The organism is Streptomyces sp. MZ04 (assembly GCF_004684775.1).
Lineage (GTDB): Bacteria > Actinomycetota > Actinomycetes > Streptomycetales > Streptomycetaceae > Streptomyces.
The window spans coordinates 1-14,522 of sequence record NZ_SRIC01000219.1 but is presented as its reverse complement, the minus strand read 5'-3'; the positions used below and the strand labels follow the sequence as shown (position 1 = coordinate 14,522).

The following is a 14,522-nucleotide window of genomic DNA, read 5'->3' as shown; positions in this document are numbered from 1 at the left end:
GGGGGTGGGAGCGGGGACGGAGGCCTTGGGTGAGGAGCCGCCGCCCCCGCTGTGGGCAGGCGTTCCGCACGGCGAGTGGGGTCTCCCCCGCTCGAGCGGAGCCGAGAGCTTGGGGAAGGGTGGGCACAGCCCCGGTTGCCGGGTGCCGATGGAGGTGGCGGCGAGCAGAGCCTCGCGGGCCCTCGCGCCCAGCGGGCTCAGGGACGGGTGCCGGGTCAGGTGGGACGTGGCTGAGCGCAGAGCCTCGTACGGCCCCCCGGGGAAGCGGCCGATCAGTACCGCCAAGATGCCGATCAGGGCTGCCGCCACCCCGCCCCGTGCGCCCGCGTCCAGGCCCACCAGAAGCGCCGCCGCGGCCAGTGCGCCCAGGAGGCTGTCCGCGCCCAGGACCAGTACCGCCGCGAACCAGAGGAGGCCGCGTACGGGGTCGTATGCCGCGGGGTCGAAGGCGCGCAGGCCCATGCCCAGCATTCCGCCGCCGAGAGCGGCGAGCGCCGCCCCCGCGACGAAGGCGGTGAGTTTCAGGGTACGGACGGGGACGCCGGAGGCCTCCGCTCCCGCCTCGTGGTCCCGCATCGCGGCCAGCGCGCGACCAGTGCGGCCTCGGCGAAGGGTCGTGGCGAAGAGCAGCGCCGCGGCGAGGAGGAGCAGTTCCAGTACGTAGTACGCGCGGTCCCCCGCGAAGCCCGCGGGGCGGTCCAGGGTCAGGCCCGACGTCGCGTACGGCTGCGCGAAGACGAAGCGGCTGACCCCGACGCCGACCGCGAACGTCGCGAGGGCCAGCGCAAGGCCGTGGCGGCTGATCGCGGGCCAGCCGGTGAGGAGGCCGAGGGGGGCCACGAGGAGGACGGCCACGGCCAGGGCGGGGAGATGGGGGAGTTCCGGCAGGCCGGGGAAGCGACCTGCCGTGAGGAGAGCCGTGAACAGCGCGCCCAGACCCGCGTACGCCGCCTGGCCGAGGGAGATCTGGCCTCCCCTGCCCGTGACGATCACCAGGGACAGGAGGATCACCGCGAGGGCCGGGACCTGGACCGACGTCGTCAGGTCCGAGCCCGCGAAGCCCAGCGGGATGAGGAAGAGGACGACGGTCACTATCCACGCGCCGGGCGGTGTCGGTACGCGTGCCGTCGCCGTGCGGGGGAGCGTGGTCCGCGCGCCGATGCCGGGGAGCACCAGGGCCGCGATGAGCAGCGCCACCACGAAGAGGTTCGCCCCCAGAGCCTGGAGCAGGGGTTCCGCCCAGCCCGACGGATGAAGGCGGGTCAGCTGGCTCTGGGCCACGCCCAGGCCCAGGGCCACCACGACCGCGATCGCCAGGCTCCGCATCCGCGCCGCCACCGCGACGGCCACCACCTCCATGACCAGGAGCGGCATGCCGTAGGGGTCCAGGCGTACGAAGGGGGCGAGCAGTGCTCCGGTGAGGCCCGCCGTGAACGCGCCGAACGCCCAGCCCGCCGCCGCGACCCGGTCCGCGTCGATCCCCCCGAGCACGGCAAGGGACCGGTTGTCGACCACCGCCCGCAGCTCGCCGCCGAAGCGGGTCCAGCGGGTGACCGCCCAGACGGCCGCCGCGAGCGCGACGGTCACCGCCAGCTGGGCCCAGGGGTCCGCCGAGACGAGCACGGGCGCGTCCGCCTTCGCTCCGGGGCCCCAGAGCAGCGCGGCGCCCCCCACGAGGAGTACGAAGACGCCGATGGACGCCACCAGGGTCTGGGCCGGGTCGCCGCCCAGGACCGAAAGGGGGCGGAAGACCGCTCGCTCCAGGACGAGGCCGATGGCCGGGGCGATGAGGAGGAGGGTGACCGTTGTCGCCAGCCAGAGCGGCCAGTTCCACTCGACCGTCAGCTCGCGCAGGACGTACGCGCAGACCATCGCGATCGCCCCGTGCGCGAAGTTGAGCACGCCCGTCGCGCGGTACGTGACGATCAGGCCGATGCCGGTGAGGGCGGCCGCGCTGCCGACCGCGAGCCCGGCCAGGGTCAGGTCGTAGCTCAGGGACGCCACCGGGTCAGTGCTCCGGGGACGGGGCGGCGGGGGCCTGTGGTTCGCAGATGGGGCAGGGGTCCAGGTCGCCGGTGGCCAGGATGCGGGCGTCGGCCGGGACCGCCTCCGGCTTGCCCGCGACCAGGGGGCAGTCGGCCCGGTGCCAGAGCGTGCCGCCGGGGATCATCCGGAGGTCGCCGCTGGTCGCCACGGGGGCTGCCGGTTCGCCGGCCGTGGGCGGTGTTCCCGCCGACACGAGCAGGCCGTACAGCTCCTCCACGCGGGCCGTGGCCAGCGCGCTCCTGCCGTGGACGAAGAGCACCGCCCCGGCGATGATCAGCGCCGCGCCCGGCACCGTGCAGGACGCCAGATACGGCAGCTGCCGCTCGGCGAAGCGTTCACCCGACATGCCGTACCAGCCGATCACGCTGAGCACGGCGCCGGCGGCGAGGGCGGCGAACGACGCCCAGAGGACAGGGCGCACGGCGCGGAGCCGAGCCGCAGAAGCTGTCCGAACCGGTTGAGCCGCCCGCATTTGGCCCCCTGGGACAGGTCGGTACGTCGATGGGCTGTCCATGTCAGTCGATGGCTTGCACTATGCCTTCTGGAAGCTGACCCTGAAAGAACCGGGCCCTGATGGCTCGGACCGACACCCGGTGGTGAGCCAGATGGTTCTCTGGACCAGCCCCAGGCGGGGGATCGATCGCGAGCGGGGAAGGGTGCGGAGCGCGGCTTTGGCGGCTGCCGCGGTCCTGCTGATCGTTCCGGCCGCCGTGGCATGCGGCGACGACAGCGGCGGGGGCGGCGAGAGCACCCCGCCGAAACCGTCCGCCGAGAAGTCGACGCAACAAGCCCCTTCGGACGACGCGACCGCGCCCGCGGATCCCGCGGCGGCCGAGAAGCAGGTCAAGGAGAACTGGGAGAAGTTCTTCGACCCCGCCACCTCCCTGAAGGACAAGGAGGCCCTGCTCGAGAACGGCACGAAGATGCGCGCCGTCCTGGAGAGCTTCAGTGGTGACGAGCGCGGCAAGCAGGTCAGTGCCGATGTGAGCAAGGTCGAGTTCACCTCGGCGACCGAGGCGGACGTGACGTACGCGCTGACGTTGAAGGGCGCCACCGCGCTGCCCGACGCCGCGGGAACCTCGGTCAACCAGGACGACACCTGGAAGGTGTCCGTCAAGACCCTCTGCGCACTGGTGAAGCTGAGCGGCAATGCGTCGCCCGGTCCGGGCTGTTGAGGTCCTCGCCCTGTCCGCGCTGCTCGTCGTGGTGGCCGGGTGCGGCAGCAGGCTGCCCGAGAGTGACTTCGATGACCGCGCCACGGCCCCCGTCCCCTCGGGGGCGGGGGGTGCGCCGATCCCGGTCGGCATCATCACCAGCGCCACGAGCCCGGTCGGCGGCTCGGCGTTCACCGGGCCGAGGGACGGCGCGAAGGCGTACTTCGAGCGGCTGAACGCGCGCGGCGGCATCGACGGGCGCAAGGTCGAGGTGCACACCTGCGACGACGGCGGCAGCGGCGTCGGCAACAACGAGTGCGTGCACAAGCTGGTCGACGAGGAGAAGGTCGTCGCCCTGGTCGCCACCACGTCGATGGAGTACGCCGGGGCGGCTCGCGTCTCCCACGCGCGCGTGCCCGACATCGGGGGACAGCCGATCGGGTCCGCGTACGACACGTATCCGCATCTGTACGGGATCTACGGCAGCCTCGCGCCACGGGACGGGAAGCCCGGCTGGGACGGAAAGCTGTACGGCGGCACGGAGGTCTACCGCTACTTCAAGCGGGAGCAGGGGGCACGGACCGCCGCCGTCGTCTCCTACAACCAGTCCGCGTCGGCCGCCTACGCCCGGCTCGTCGAGCGCGGCCTGAAGGCCGAGGGCTACAAGGTGGTCACCGAGCAGGTCGACTTCGCGCTGCCCAACTTCCGCGCGGCGGCGGCCGACCTGAAGGAGCAGGGCGCCGACCTGGTCTTCGACGCGATGGACACGCACGGCAACGCCCAGCTGTGCGAGGCGATGGACGAGGTCGGCGCGAAGGTCACCGCCAAGGTGACCAACGTGCAGAACTGGACGTCTTCCGTGGCCGACGACTACAAGGACGCACCCCGCTGCCGCAACGCCCTGTGGGCCACCGGAGCGAGCCGCAACTACGAGGACGAGGACCAGCCGGAAGTACGCGCGTTCCGTGCCGCCCTGAAGGGGAAGGCGCTCTCCCAGTGGCACCTCGAGGGGTGGGCCGCCGCCATGTGGTTCACGGACGCGGCGAAGTCCTGCCGAGGAGACGTCACGCGCGCGTGCGTCGACCGCTTCATGAACCGCGGTGAGCCGTACACCGCGCGCGGGCTGCTGCTCCCGGTGACCTACGAGCAGCGGGCCGAACCGCCGAAGACCCGCACGACGTGTGTGTCCGTGGCCCGCTGGAAGGACAGTGAGGGCTGGGTCACACAAGGCGAGATGAACCACAACTGCTTCGAGGTGCCCCAGCTCTCCTACCAGCCATGATGCGTGCGCCCGCCAAGAAGTTCCCGAAGGCGACTATCGATGGGGCAACTGTTGGGGAACAAGATGATGATGAAACCCAACCCTCTGGCGGGAATCCCCGTCTAACCCTGCGGTAGGCGGACGAGACGGATGATCCGCGGGGAAGCGTGGGATACGGGGACGCATGCACATCTCTTTCCTTATTCACAACGCGTACGGAATCGGCGGGACGATCCGGACGACGTACAACTTGGCGAACACGCTCGCCGAGCAGCACGACGTCGAGATCATCTCCGTCTTCCGGCACCGGGACGAACCCGTCTTCACCCCGGATCCGCGCGTGGGACTCAGCCACCTCGTGGACATGCGCAAGGAGAGCCCCGGCTTCGAAGGGCAGGACCCCGACGCCCTGTTGCCCGCCCGTACGTTCCCGGCCGCGGAAGGGCGTTACGACCAGTACAGCGCCCTCACCGACCGGCGCATCGCCGAGCATCTGGCCTCGGTGAGCGCCGATGTGGTGGTCGGGACGCGGCCCGGACTCAATGTGCACGTCGCGCGTGAGACCGCGCGCGGACCGCTGCGCGTCGGCCAGGAGCACCTCACGCTCGACAGCCACTCCAAGGAGCTGCGCCGCCGGCTGCGCAGCGTCTACCCCCGCCTCGACGTCCTGACCACGACGACCGAGGCCGACGCCCGCGCCTACCGCCGCAAGATGCGGCTGCCCGGCGTCCATGTCCAGGCCGTGCCCAACCCCGTGCCCGCGCCCGGCATCGAGCCCGCCGACGGCTCCCACAAGTGGGTCGTCGCGGCCGGGCGGCTCGCCCCCGTCAAGCGGTACGACCTGCTGATCAGGGCCTTCGACAAGGTGCGGCGCGAGCGCCCCGACTGGCGGCTTCGGATCTACGGCGGCGGCAAGCAGAAGGAGAAGCTGCGCGCCCTGATCGATGAACTCGGCCTCTACAACCACGTGTTCCTGATGGGCCCCGCCCACCCCATCGAGCCCGAGTGGGCCAAGGGCTCCATCGCGGCCGTCACCTCCAGCCTGGAGTCCTTCGGCATGACGATCGTGGAGGCGATGCGCTGCGGCCTGCCCGTCGTCGCCACCGACTGTCCGCACGGGCCCGGCGAAATCATCGACAACGGTGTCGACGGACGCCTCGTCGAGGTCGGCAACACCGACGCCATCGCGGGCGGACTGCTCGAGCTGATCAACAACGACTCGCTGCGGCGGCGGATGGCGGGCGCGGCGCTCCAGGACTCCGAGCGCTTCGACCCGGCCCGCATAGCCGAGCGCTACGACGCGATGTTCAGCGGGATGCTCGCCCGCGGCGGCTCGTTCGGCGGCCGGCTGCGCGGATCGCTGCACCGCACCCGCGGCGCGCTGCTCGGCGGCGCTTACGCCGTGCGGGACATCGGACACGGCATACAGACGAAGGGATCCACCGCATGACGGCCTTGGCCACCTCGGACGCCTCGACGCCCTGCGACGCCGGGAGCGGGCAGGACGTGGCCGCGGCACCGCGCGCCGACTGCATAGCCGACTCGGCGGGCGGTCTGACCTTCGACGTCACCGACCCGGGCGGCGCGGGCGTGGCCCATCTGCTGCTGCGCCGCCGCGAGGCCGCGTCCCCCGACGAGGACGTGCGCCTTCCGCTGTCCCCGGCCGCCGACGGCAGGCTGCGGGCCGCGCTGCCCAGCAGCGTCGAGCTGGCCGAGGGCCGCTGGAACGCCTACGCACAGGTCGAGGGCGCCGCACCGCGCCGCCTCGCGCCCGGCGTCAACGACCTGCGCTCGCTGGTCGACCGCGCGCCGAGCGGCGCCCGCGGCCACATCGCCGTACGCATCCCGTACGCCACCAAGCAGGGCAACCTCTCCGTACGCAGCTGGCTGCGCGCCCTGCACGCGGAGATCGGCGAGATCGAGATCGCCGGCGCCGAAGTGACCGTGCGGGGGCGGGTGTACGGCACCGCGGTGACGGGCGCCGCGTACGCCGAGGCGTCCCGCAGGGCCGAGCCCGAGCGCGTCGAGCGCGCCGAACCGACCGTCGGCGGGCAGCTGTTCACCTTCGGGCTGCGCTGCGACGTGCTTGCCGAGAGCGGCTCGGGCCCCTGGGACCTCTGGCTGCGCCCGGCGGGCGAGAGCGGGCCCCGGATCCGCCTGGCCCGGCTCCTGGACGACGTACCGGACAAGAAGCCGATCTTCACGTACCCGGCGGTGCGGATCGAGACGGCGGCGCACGGGCCGCTGGAGGCGGGCCCGTACTACACGAACGACAACGACCTTTCGGTGCGGATCCGCGAGGCGAGCGTGATCGGGGACTGAGCGCTTCTGGCCTCTTCTGATCTCTTCGCGGACAGCACCTGTCCGCGACGCCGGGCACAATCACCCCCATGTTGGAGACCTCCGCACGACTGCTCCGCCTGCTCTCGCTGCTGCAGGCCCACCGCGACTGGTCGGGGGCGGACCTGGCCGACCGGCTCGGCGTCACCCCGCGCACCGTCCGCCGTGACGTGGACCGGCTGCGCGAGCTCGGCTACCCCGTCAACGCGAGCCCCGGCACGGGCGGCGGCTACCAACTGGGCGCGGGCGCCCAACTGCCGCCGCTGCTCCTGGACGACGACGAGGCGGTCGCGGTGGCGGTGGGCCTGCGCACCGCGGCGGGGCAGGGCGTCGAGGGCATCGGTGAGAGCTCCGTACGCGCCCTGAGCAAGCTGGAACAGGTGCTGCCGGGCAGGCTGCGCCGCCGGGTCGGCGCCCTGAACTCCTTCACCGTGCCGATGCTCAGGACCCCGCGGCAGCAGGCCGTCGACCCCGCGGTCCTGACCGAACTCGCGGGCGTCTGCCGGGACTCGGAGCGGCTTCGCTTCGACTACCGCGACCACGGCGGCAGTTCGAGCCGCCGCACCGTCGAACCGCACCGCCTCGTGTGCACCGAGCGCCGCTGGTATCTGGTCGCCTGGGACGTGGACCGCGACGACTGGCGTACGTTCCGCGCCGACCGCATCGAGCCCAGAGCGCCGCACGGCCCGCGATTCACCCCGCGCACCCCGCCCGCCGACGACCTCGCCGCGTACGTCTCCAAGGGCGTCTCCACCCGCGCGTACGCCGCACAGGCGGTGATCCGGCTGCTCGTGCCCCTGGAGACGGCGGCCGGGCGGATCACCCCGTCGGACGGCACGCTGGAGGCCGAGACCGAGCGGAGCTGCCTGCTGCGCACGGGAGCCTTGAGCCTGGACGTCATGGTGATCCATGTGCTGCTGATGGGCTTCGAGTTCGAGGTCGTCGAGCCGGCGGACCTCACCGGCCGGATCAGCTCGGCGCGGGACCTGCTGAGCCGGGCTCTGGAGCGGGGGGTCCGGTCCGCGGAGCCGGGGTCCGCGCGTCCGGCGCCGTGAGCGCCGCGTACCCGGGGTGGTGCAGATCGAACGCCGGGGACTCCGAGCGGATCCGGGGCAGCGTGACGAAGTTGTGGCGTGGCGCCGGACAGGAGGTCGCCCACTCCAGGGAGCGGCCGTAGCCCCAGGGGTCGTCGACCTCGACCTTCGTGCCGTACTTGGCGGTCTTCCAGATGTTGTAGAGGAACGGCAGCGTGGACATGCCGAGCAGGAACGCCCCGATCGACGAGATGGTGTTGAGCGCGGTGAAGCCGTCCGCCGCCAGGTAGTCCGCGTACCGGCGCGGCATGCCCTCCGCGCCCAGCCAGTGCTGCACCAGGAACGTCGTGTGGAAGCCGACGAAGAGCGTCCAGAAGTGGATCTTGCCGAGCCGCTCGTCCAGCATCTTGCCGGTGAGCTTGGGCCACCAGAAGTAGAAGCCGCCGAAGGTCGCGAAGACGACGGTGCCGAAGACGACGTAGTGGAAGTGCGCCACCACGAAGTACGAGTCGGTGACGTGGAAGTCCAGGGGCGGCGAGGCCAGGATGACGCCCGTCAGACCGCCGAAGAGGAAGCTCACCAGGAAGCCGACCGCCCACAGCATCGGCGTCTCGAAGGACAGCGAGCCCTTGAGCATCGTCCCCGTCCAGTTGAAGAACTTCACCCCGGTGGGCACCGCGATCAGGAAGGACATGAAGGAGAAGAAGGGCAGCAGGACCGCGCCCGTCGCGAACATGTGGTGCGCCCACACGACGACCGAGAGGCCGGTGATGGCCATCGTCGCGGCGACCAGCGTCATATAGCCGAAGATCGGCTTCCTGCTGAACACCGGGATGATCTCGCTGATGATGCCGAAGAACGGCAGCGCGATGATGTAGACCTCGGGATGCCCGAAGAACCAGAAGAGGTGCTGCCACAGCAGCGCACCGCCGTTCTCCGGTGCGAACACCATGGAGTGGAAGCGCCGGTCCGCCTCCAGGACGAGCAGCGCGGCCGCGAGCACGGGGAACGCGATGAGCACCAGGATCGTCGTGAACAGCACATTCCAGGTGAAGATGGGCATCCGGAACATCGTCATGCCGGGCGCCCGCATCCCGATGATGGTCGTCAGGAAGTTCACCGAGCCGAGGATCGTGCCGAACCCGGAGAGCGCGAGCCCCATGATCCACAGGTCGGCGCCGATGCCCGGCGACCGCTCCAGGCTGTTGAGCGGGGCGTAGGCGAACCAGCCGAAGGCGGCGGGCCCGCTCGGCACGAGCAGCGAGCCGAGCACCATCAGGCCGCCGAAGAGGAACAGCCAGTACGAGAGCATGTTCAGGCGCGGGAAGGCGACGTCGGGCGCGCCGATCTGGAGCGGCATGATCTCGTTGGCGAAGCCCGCGAAGGTGGGGGTCGCGAAGAGCAGCAGCATGATCGTGCCGTGCAGGGTGAACATCTGGTTGAACTCGTTGTTCGACATCAGCTGCATGCCCGGGCGGGCGAGCTCGGCCCGCATCATCAGCGCCATCAGGCCCGCGGCCAGGAAGAACACGAACGACGTGATCAGGTACAGGTGGCCGATCTTCTTGTGGTCGGTGGTGGTCAGCCAGTCCACGACAACCCGGCCCCGCCGCTCCCGGACGGGTTGTGCCGCCGCTTGTGCGGTCTCAGTCCCCATCGCCTGCCCCTTCGCCGTCGCGCCCTGGGCCTGACCGAAGCACCCGCCATGATGCTCGCGTCACACCCGACTCCGACAGAGGGCGTACCGGCCCGCTGTGCCGGAACCCTGAATTCCCTATGTGGTGTCACATCCTGCCGAGCGCCCAGGATTCGGAAATGCGGAGGGTGTGTAAAGGCAACTCGCCGACGTTTTGGCCACCCCATTCAAGGCGTATCGGAAGTGTCCCGGGGAGCCCGTGAGAAATCCATGAATCACTTCCGGGCGCCTTCGGAACCGCCCGTACGTGTGACGGACTTAGGGTGAAACGGGCGTCGTGATGCTGTGACAAAAGCGTGACAGGGGCGGGATGGGTGACGCATGGTGTTCGGCTACCGGCTTCCCCGGCGGGGCCGCGCCGCCTAACGTGGCGGCCATGGCACCTATCCCGACCCCTCCCGTCGAACCCCAGGACACCCCGGACGCCTACGTCGGCCTCGCCGCCGACGGCGCCGAGCGGCAGGCCCGCGAGCGTGGCTGGTCCACCGTCAGGGCGCTGCCGCCGGGCGCGATCATCACCATGGAGTACCTCGCGGGGCGGCTCAACTTCGAGGTCAAGGAAGGCGTCGTGATCCGCTGCTGGAAGGGCTGAGCTCCTTCCGGCCGATCGTGCGCACGGCGAAGGCCCCGGTTCCTGTGAGGGAACCGGGGCCTTCGCCGTGCGGGGGTGTGGCTGTGCGTACCGTCCCCGCTGCTCGTGGGTCAGCCGCCCGCCACCGGCCGGGCCGGCGTGTTGCGCGAGCCCCGCTCGGAGTGCGGCGGGCGGCGGCTGCCCGCCGGGGTGACCGGGCTGCGCTCGGAGCGCGGTGTGTGCGGGCCCGGCGCGAGGTAGGCCGGGGCGCGGGCGGGGCGTGCCGCGCCGACCGGCTCGAGGACCGGCGGCTCGTCGACCGGCGCACCGGGGCGCGGCACGGGTGCGGGCAGTGGGGCGGCCGGGGCCGCGGCGCCGATGCGACGCTCGCGCCAGCTCTCCTGCAGGCTGAAGATCCAGCCCTCGATCCGGGCGATCAGCGGCTCGACCCAGGGCAGGGCGAGCAGGATCAGCAGACCGGCGGCCCAGCCGAGCAGGACATCGCTCAGCCAGTGCGTACCGAGGTAGACGGTGGTCAGACCCACGCTGAGGGAGACCACGGCGGAGAGCGCCGACAGATAGCGGCGGGTGACCGGGGTGGAGGCAAGGTAGGCCAGGATTCCCCAGGTCACGACGGCGTTGGCGGTGTGGCCGCTGGGGAATATATCGCCGCCGAGGCCCATCTCGTGGGCACCGATCGTGGTGGCGTAGTGCGGGCCGAGGCGGCCCATGCCGATCTTGGCCGCGCCGACGGTGACGTTGAGCAGCAGCAAGGAGGCGCCGAACATCAGGAGCGGGCGGATGGTGTGCTGCCGCCAGGAGCGCCAGCCCAGCCAGGCCGCGACCATCACGGCGGTCGGGCCGCGCTGGCCGAGGACCACCCAGTAGTCGAGGAACGCGTGGATCTCGGGCCACTGCTGATAGGGCCGGAAGAACATGACCTGCCAGTCGAACCGCACCAGCCATGAAGTGGTCAGCACGGCGACCACGATGGCGAGGTAGAAGGCCAGGGTCGCGCTGAAGAGCACGATCCTGTGCCTGCTCATCCTCGGCACATCGAGGCCGGCCGGTCGTTCCGGCTCACGGTCTAGCCGGGCGAAGACCCGATCCAGACGGGTGAGGTTTCGTTCGGTACGCACCCAATCGACGTTACAGCGAGTGAGTGCGTAACTAGGCCGAATCAGTGGCTTTGTGATGACGATGTGATGTGGCATTGATCTCAGACGGGGACTTATTCCCTGAGATTCCCTATTCCGCGACGATCTCCTTACCCAATTCTCTGATCATTATCGCGGCAGTTTTATGGCGCTTATTTATTCGTTCACCGGGACCTGGTCCGGAATTTTCCCCTCGATCACCGGAGAGGCCGGTTGATGATCATGGAGGTCCCGAGCCGTTGAGCCAGAACGCCCCGTACACCGCGCTCGCCACGGCCACACCCCCGAGAACCAGCGCCGACCTGGATGTACGCAGCCGGGCGAGGGCGACGGCGGCCGGCAGGAGCAGCGGGAACGCCGGCAGCAGGAGGCGCGGCTTCGAGCCCGCCGCGCACAGGGCGAGCGCGACGACGACGCCCGTATAGAGGAGAAGTGGAAGTGGCTGCTTCTGGCGTACGCCGATGACGTACAGCCAGATCAGCAGGGCGACCCCGATGATCAGGCCGACGCCGGCCAGGGCGGCCGGGAAGCCGGTGAACTTGTCGCCGATGAAGCGGGCGAAGGCGTAACCGAAGTCGAAGCCGTTGCCCCACCCGGCCTGGACGTCCAGATAGCCGAAGAGGCCGTCGCCGGTGCGGTGGCCGACCCAGAGCACATATCCCGCCGCGCCGAGCGGGGCGAGGACCACCCCGAGGATCATCCGCGCGTCGGCCCGCAGCTCCCGGTGGACGCGGACCGCGGCCGTCACCCAGATCGCGGCGACCACCGCGGCGCCCACCGGGCGGGTAAGACCCGCGAAGGAGGCAAGGACGCCCGCCCACACCCAGCGGCCCGTGAGCACCGCGTACAGCGACCAGGCCGCGAGCGCGGTGAACAGGGACTCGCTGTACGCCATCGACTGCACGATGCCGACCGGCAGCACCGCCCACAGCACGACCGCGCAGATCCCGGCCCGGCGCCCGTAGAGATGACCGGCGACCGCGAAGATCCCGCCGGCCGCGCAGAGCGACGCGAGCCAGCTCACCGCCAGGCCCGCATCGGCGTACGACAAGGGGCTGACCGCCGAGACAAGACGCTCCAGCCAGGGAAGCAGCGGGAAGAACGCCAGGTTGGAGTGGACGCTGCCGTCCGGCAGCTTCACCTCCCAGCCGTAGCCGAACTCGGCGACGCGGGTGTACCAGAGCGAGTCCCAGCGGGCGGTGAGCAGCGTGTGCGGACTCTTGCCCGCCGCCGCGCTCCACACCGCGAGGACCGCCACGCCCAGGGCGCGCACCCCGACGTAGGCGAGGAGCGCGGGCGCGGCACGGCGCAGCGCGGTCCTCGCACGGGCGCCGTACGCGGGCGCGGGCAGGCGTTGATCGAGGTCGGTCACGGGCTCGATTATCGGCGCCCGCAGGAACCGCGCGACGGCCCGGGTGCGTGGTCCATGCGTGGGCGGCGTGGCGTATGCCACACGGTCTCCGCACAACCATGAGAGGTCCGCCACGCGACACAGCCGTGAACTCGCGTACTCTGACGGCTCACTCGCCTTTCGCCGCCGCCAGCTGGGAGATCACGTCCCGCGGGCCGCCGATGCGAGGGATCACTGGGAGGTATCGCACATGTCGGGGACGACCACGGCCACTGCTCCTTCTGGCCGTCGGCTGCCCAGATCTCAGGACGGCGCCAACCGCTGGCTGGTTCTCGTCGTCCTCTGCGTCAGCCTGCTGCTCGTCGCCGTCGACGCCACGGTGCTGCACGTCGCGGTGCCCGCCGTCACGGAGGACCTGAAGCCCGGCGGCATCGAGCTGCTGTGGATCGTCGACGTCTATCCGCTGGTCTGCGCCTCGCTGCTCATCCTCTTCGGCACCCTCGGTGACCGCGTGGGCCGCCGCCGGGTGCTGCTGCTCGGATACGCGCTCTTCGGCGTGGCCTCCGCCGTGGCGGCCACGGCGGACAACGCCCAGGTCCTGATCGCGGCGCGCGCCCTGCTCGGCGTCGGCGGCGCGATGATCATGCCCGCGACCCTCTCGATCCTCCGGCAGGTCTTCCCCGACCGGCGCGAGCGCGCCGTCGCCATCGGCGTGTGGAGCGCGGTGGCCGGCATCGGCGCCGCCGGCGGCCCCCTGCTCGGCGGCTTCCTGCTCGAGCACTTCTGGTGGGGCTCGGTCTTCCTCATAAACATCCCGCTGATGCTGGTCAGCCTGCCCATCGGGCGCTGGCTGCTCCCCGAGTCGACGGGCGACCGCAACGGACCGTGGGACGTCGTCGGCGCGCTGATGGCTGCGGGCGGCCTCTTCGGTCTCGTCTTCGCGGTGAAGCGCGCGGGCGGCGGCGAGTCGCCGTTCGGCATGACGACCCTCCTCTCCTTCGCCGTGGGCGCCGCCCTCCTGGTGGGCTTCGTCCGCAGGCAGCGGCGGCGCGAGCACCCGCTCATCGACCTGTCGATGTTCGCCCGGCCCGCGTTCTCCACCTCGCTCGGCTGCATCGTCCTCGCGATGCTCGCCCTGGTCGGCCTCGAGCTGGTCGCCGCGCAGTATCTGCAGCTGGTGCTCGGACTCTCCCCGCTCCAGACCGGCCTGCGGCTCGTGCCGCTCACCGTCGCCGCGATGGCCGCCGGCCTCGCCGGATCGAAACTCCTTCACCGCTTCGGCCCGCGCACGATGGTCGCCTCCGGCTTCACCCTGACCGCGGTGGCCGTGGTGGTGCTCACCGGCATGGGCGACAAGCCCAACGACCCGCTGCTCCTGACCAGCTTCGTGCTGCTCGGCCTCGGCCTGCAGACCACCCTGTTCGGCTCGTACGAGTCGATGCTCAGCGAGGCGCCCCAGTCGCAGGCGGGCGGCGCCGCCGCCATCGGCGAGACCTCGTACCAGCTGGGTGCGGGCATCGGCATCGCGCTGCTCGGCAGCGTCATGAACGCGGCGTACGCGCCGGGTCTCTCCTCCGTGCCCGGCGTCCCCGCCAAGGAGAGCGGCGCCGCGGGGCACTCGCTCGGCGAGGCCTACGAGGTCGCGTCGCGGATCGGCGGCAACGCGGGCACCGCGCTGCGCAGCGCCGCGCGCCAGTCCTTCGTGCACGGGCTGCATGTGACCTTGCTGGTCAGCGCGGGGCTGCTGCTGCTCGGTGCGCTGATGGCGCTGCGGCTTCCGCGGACCATGGAGTGCGGGGCTCCTGCGGAGCTGCCTGAGCAGGGGATACCGGCACCCCGGGATGCGGCGGGGGTAGCTGCGGAGTCCGTCCGCTGACGTGATGTCCGGCCTTCGGCCGGAGGCTTCCCCACC

Annotated in this window: 12 protein-coding genes; 7 read left to right on the top strand and 5 right to left on the bottom strand. The window is 71.2% G+C overall.

Features of this window, described 5'->3' with window-relative positions; genetic code table 11:
• Positions 1 to 2,004 (bottom strand): ABC transporter permease (locus tag E2651_RS32065; protein ID WP_135334767.1); only part of this gene is annotated, 2,004 nt, incomplete at its 3' end.
• A gap of 4 nt (positions 2,005 to 2,008) precedes the next feature.
• Positions 2,009 to 2,518: a hypothetical protein gene (locus E2651_RS32060; RefSeq protein ID WP_135334766.1), complete on the bottom strand. Its 510-nt coding sequence runs from the start codon at positions 2,516 to 2,518 to the stop codon at positions 2,009 to 2,011.
• A gap of 199 nt (positions 2,519 to 2,717) precedes the next feature.
• Between E2651_RS32060 and E2651_RS32055 the strand changes: the two genes are divergently transcribed.
• The 5 genes from E2651_RS32055 to E2651_RS32035 all read left to right on the top strand — a co-directional run bounded on the left by E2651_RS32055 (position 2,718) and on the right by E2651_RS32035 (position 7,856).
• The gene (locus E2651_RS32055; RefSeq protein ID WP_135334765.1) at positions 2,718 to 3,221 is read left to right on the top strand and encodes a hypothetical protein; all 504 of its coding nucleotides are present in this window, start codon (positions 2,718 to 2,720) and stop codon (positions 3,219 to 3,221) included.
• A complete protein-coding gene (locus E2651_RS32050; protein ID WP_135334764.1) occupies positions 3,196 to 4,482 on the top strand; it encodes an ABC transporter substrate-binding protein in 1,287 nt (428 codons plus the stop codon). Before E2651_RS32055 ends, E2651_RS32050 begins: the two co-directional genes overlap by 26 nt.
• Before the next feature lie 163 nt (positions 4,483 to 4,645).
• Positions 4,646 to 5,911 (top strand): glycosyltransferase family 4 protein, encoded by a 1,266-nt coding sequence (locus E2651_RS32045; RefSeq protein WP_135334763.1) that lies wholly within the window; start codon positions 4,646 to 4,648, stop codon positions 5,909 to 5,911.
• Positions 5,908 to 6,783, top strand: a complete 876-nt coding sequence (locus E2651_RS32040; RefSeq protein WP_245239363.1) for a FixH family protein — start codon at positions 5,908 to 5,910, stop codon at positions 6,781 to 6,783. The genes E2651_RS32045 and E2651_RS32040 overlap by 4 nt, the downstream gene beginning before the upstream one ends.
• Positions 6,784 to 6,851: 68 nt before the next feature.
• Entirely contained in the window at positions 6,852 to 7,856 is a 1,005-nt protein-coding gene (locus E2651_RS32035; RefSeq protein ID WP_135334762.1) for a YafY family protein, read from the top strand.
• On the opposite strand, the gene ctaD is transcribed toward E2651_RS32035, so the two are convergent.
• Positions 7,771 to 9,492, bottom strand: a complete 1,722-nt coding sequence (ctaD, locus tag E2651_RS32030; RefSeq protein WP_135334761.1) for a cytochrome c oxidase subunit I — start codon at positions 9,490 to 9,492, stop codon at positions 7,771 to 7,773. The two genes, E2651_RS32035 and ctaD, sit on opposite strands and share 86 nt — an antisense overlap.
• 415 nt (positions 9,493 to 9,907) lie before the next feature.
• Here ctaD and E2651_RS32025 point away from each other — a divergent pair, with 415 nt between their 5' ends.
• On the top strand, positions 9,908 to 10,123 hold the full coding sequence (locus tag E2651_RS32025) for an I78 family peptidase inhibitor (protein WP_135334760.1): 216 nt from the start codon (positions 9,908 to 9,910) through the stop codon (positions 10,121 to 10,123).
• Between the two features lie 110 nt (positions 10,124 to 10,233).
• Here the strand turns inward: E2651_RS32025 and E2651_RS32020 are convergent, their stop codons facing one another.
• Positions 10,234 to 11,241, bottom strand: a complete 1,008-nt coding sequence (locus E2651_RS32020; protein WP_135334759.1) for a phosphatase PAP2 family protein — start codon at positions 11,239 to 11,241, stop codon at positions 10,234 to 10,236.
• 238 nt (positions 11,242 to 11,479) lie between these two features.
• Positions 11,480 to 12,631, bottom strand: a complete 1,152-nt coding sequence (locus E2651_RS32015; protein ID WP_135334758.1) for a glycosyltransferase family 39 protein — start codon at positions 12,629 to 12,631, stop codon at positions 11,480 to 11,482.
• A gap of 229 nt (positions 12,632 to 12,860) precedes the next feature.
• Here E2651_RS32015 and E2651_RS32010 point away from each other — a divergent pair, with 229 nt between their 5' ends.
• A complete protein-coding gene (locus tag E2651_RS32010) occupies positions 12,861 to 14,486 on the top strand; it encodes an MFS transporter (protein WP_135334757.1) in 1,626 nt (541 codons plus the stop codon).
• The last annotated feature ends 36 nt before the right edge of the window (positions 14,487 to 14,522 follow it).

What these genes read in the sequence shown, in the direction of transcription:
- E2651_RS32045 (WP_135334763.1), top strand. Translation starts at nt 4,646, where the DNA reads ATGCACATCTCTTTCCTTATTCACAACGCGTACGGAATCGGCGGGACG.
- E2651_RS32060 (WP_135334766.1), bottom strand. Translation starts at nt 2,518, where the DNA reads ATGCGGGCGGCTCAACCGGTTCGGACAGCTTCTGCGGCTCGGCTCCGC.
- E2651_RS32035 (WP_135334762.1), top strand. Translation starts at nt 6,852, where the DNA reads ATGTTGGAGACCTCCGCACGACTGCTCCGCCTGCTCTCGCTGCTGCAG.
- E2651_RS32040 (WP_245239363.1), top strand. Translation starts at nt 5,908, where the DNA reads ATGACGGCCTTGGCCACCTCGGACGCCTCGACGCCCTGCGACGCCGGG.
- E2651_RS32010 (WP_135334757.1), top strand. Translation starts at nt 12,861, where the DNA reads ATGTCGGGGACGACCACGGCCACTGCTCCTTCTGGCCGTCGGCTGCCC.
- ctaD (WP_135334761.1), bottom strand. Translation starts at nt 9,492, where the DNA reads ATGGGGACTGAGACCGCACAAGCGGCGGCACAACCCGTCCGGGAGCGG.
- E2651_RS32050 (WP_135334764.1), top strand. Translation starts at nt 3,196, where the DNA reads ATGCGTCGCCCGGTCCGGGCTGTTGAGGTCCTCGCCCTGTCCGCGCTG.
- E2651_RS32025 (WP_135334760.1), top strand. Translation starts at nt 9,908, where the DNA reads ATGGCACCTATCCCGACCCCTCCCGTCGAACCCCAGGACACCCCGGAC.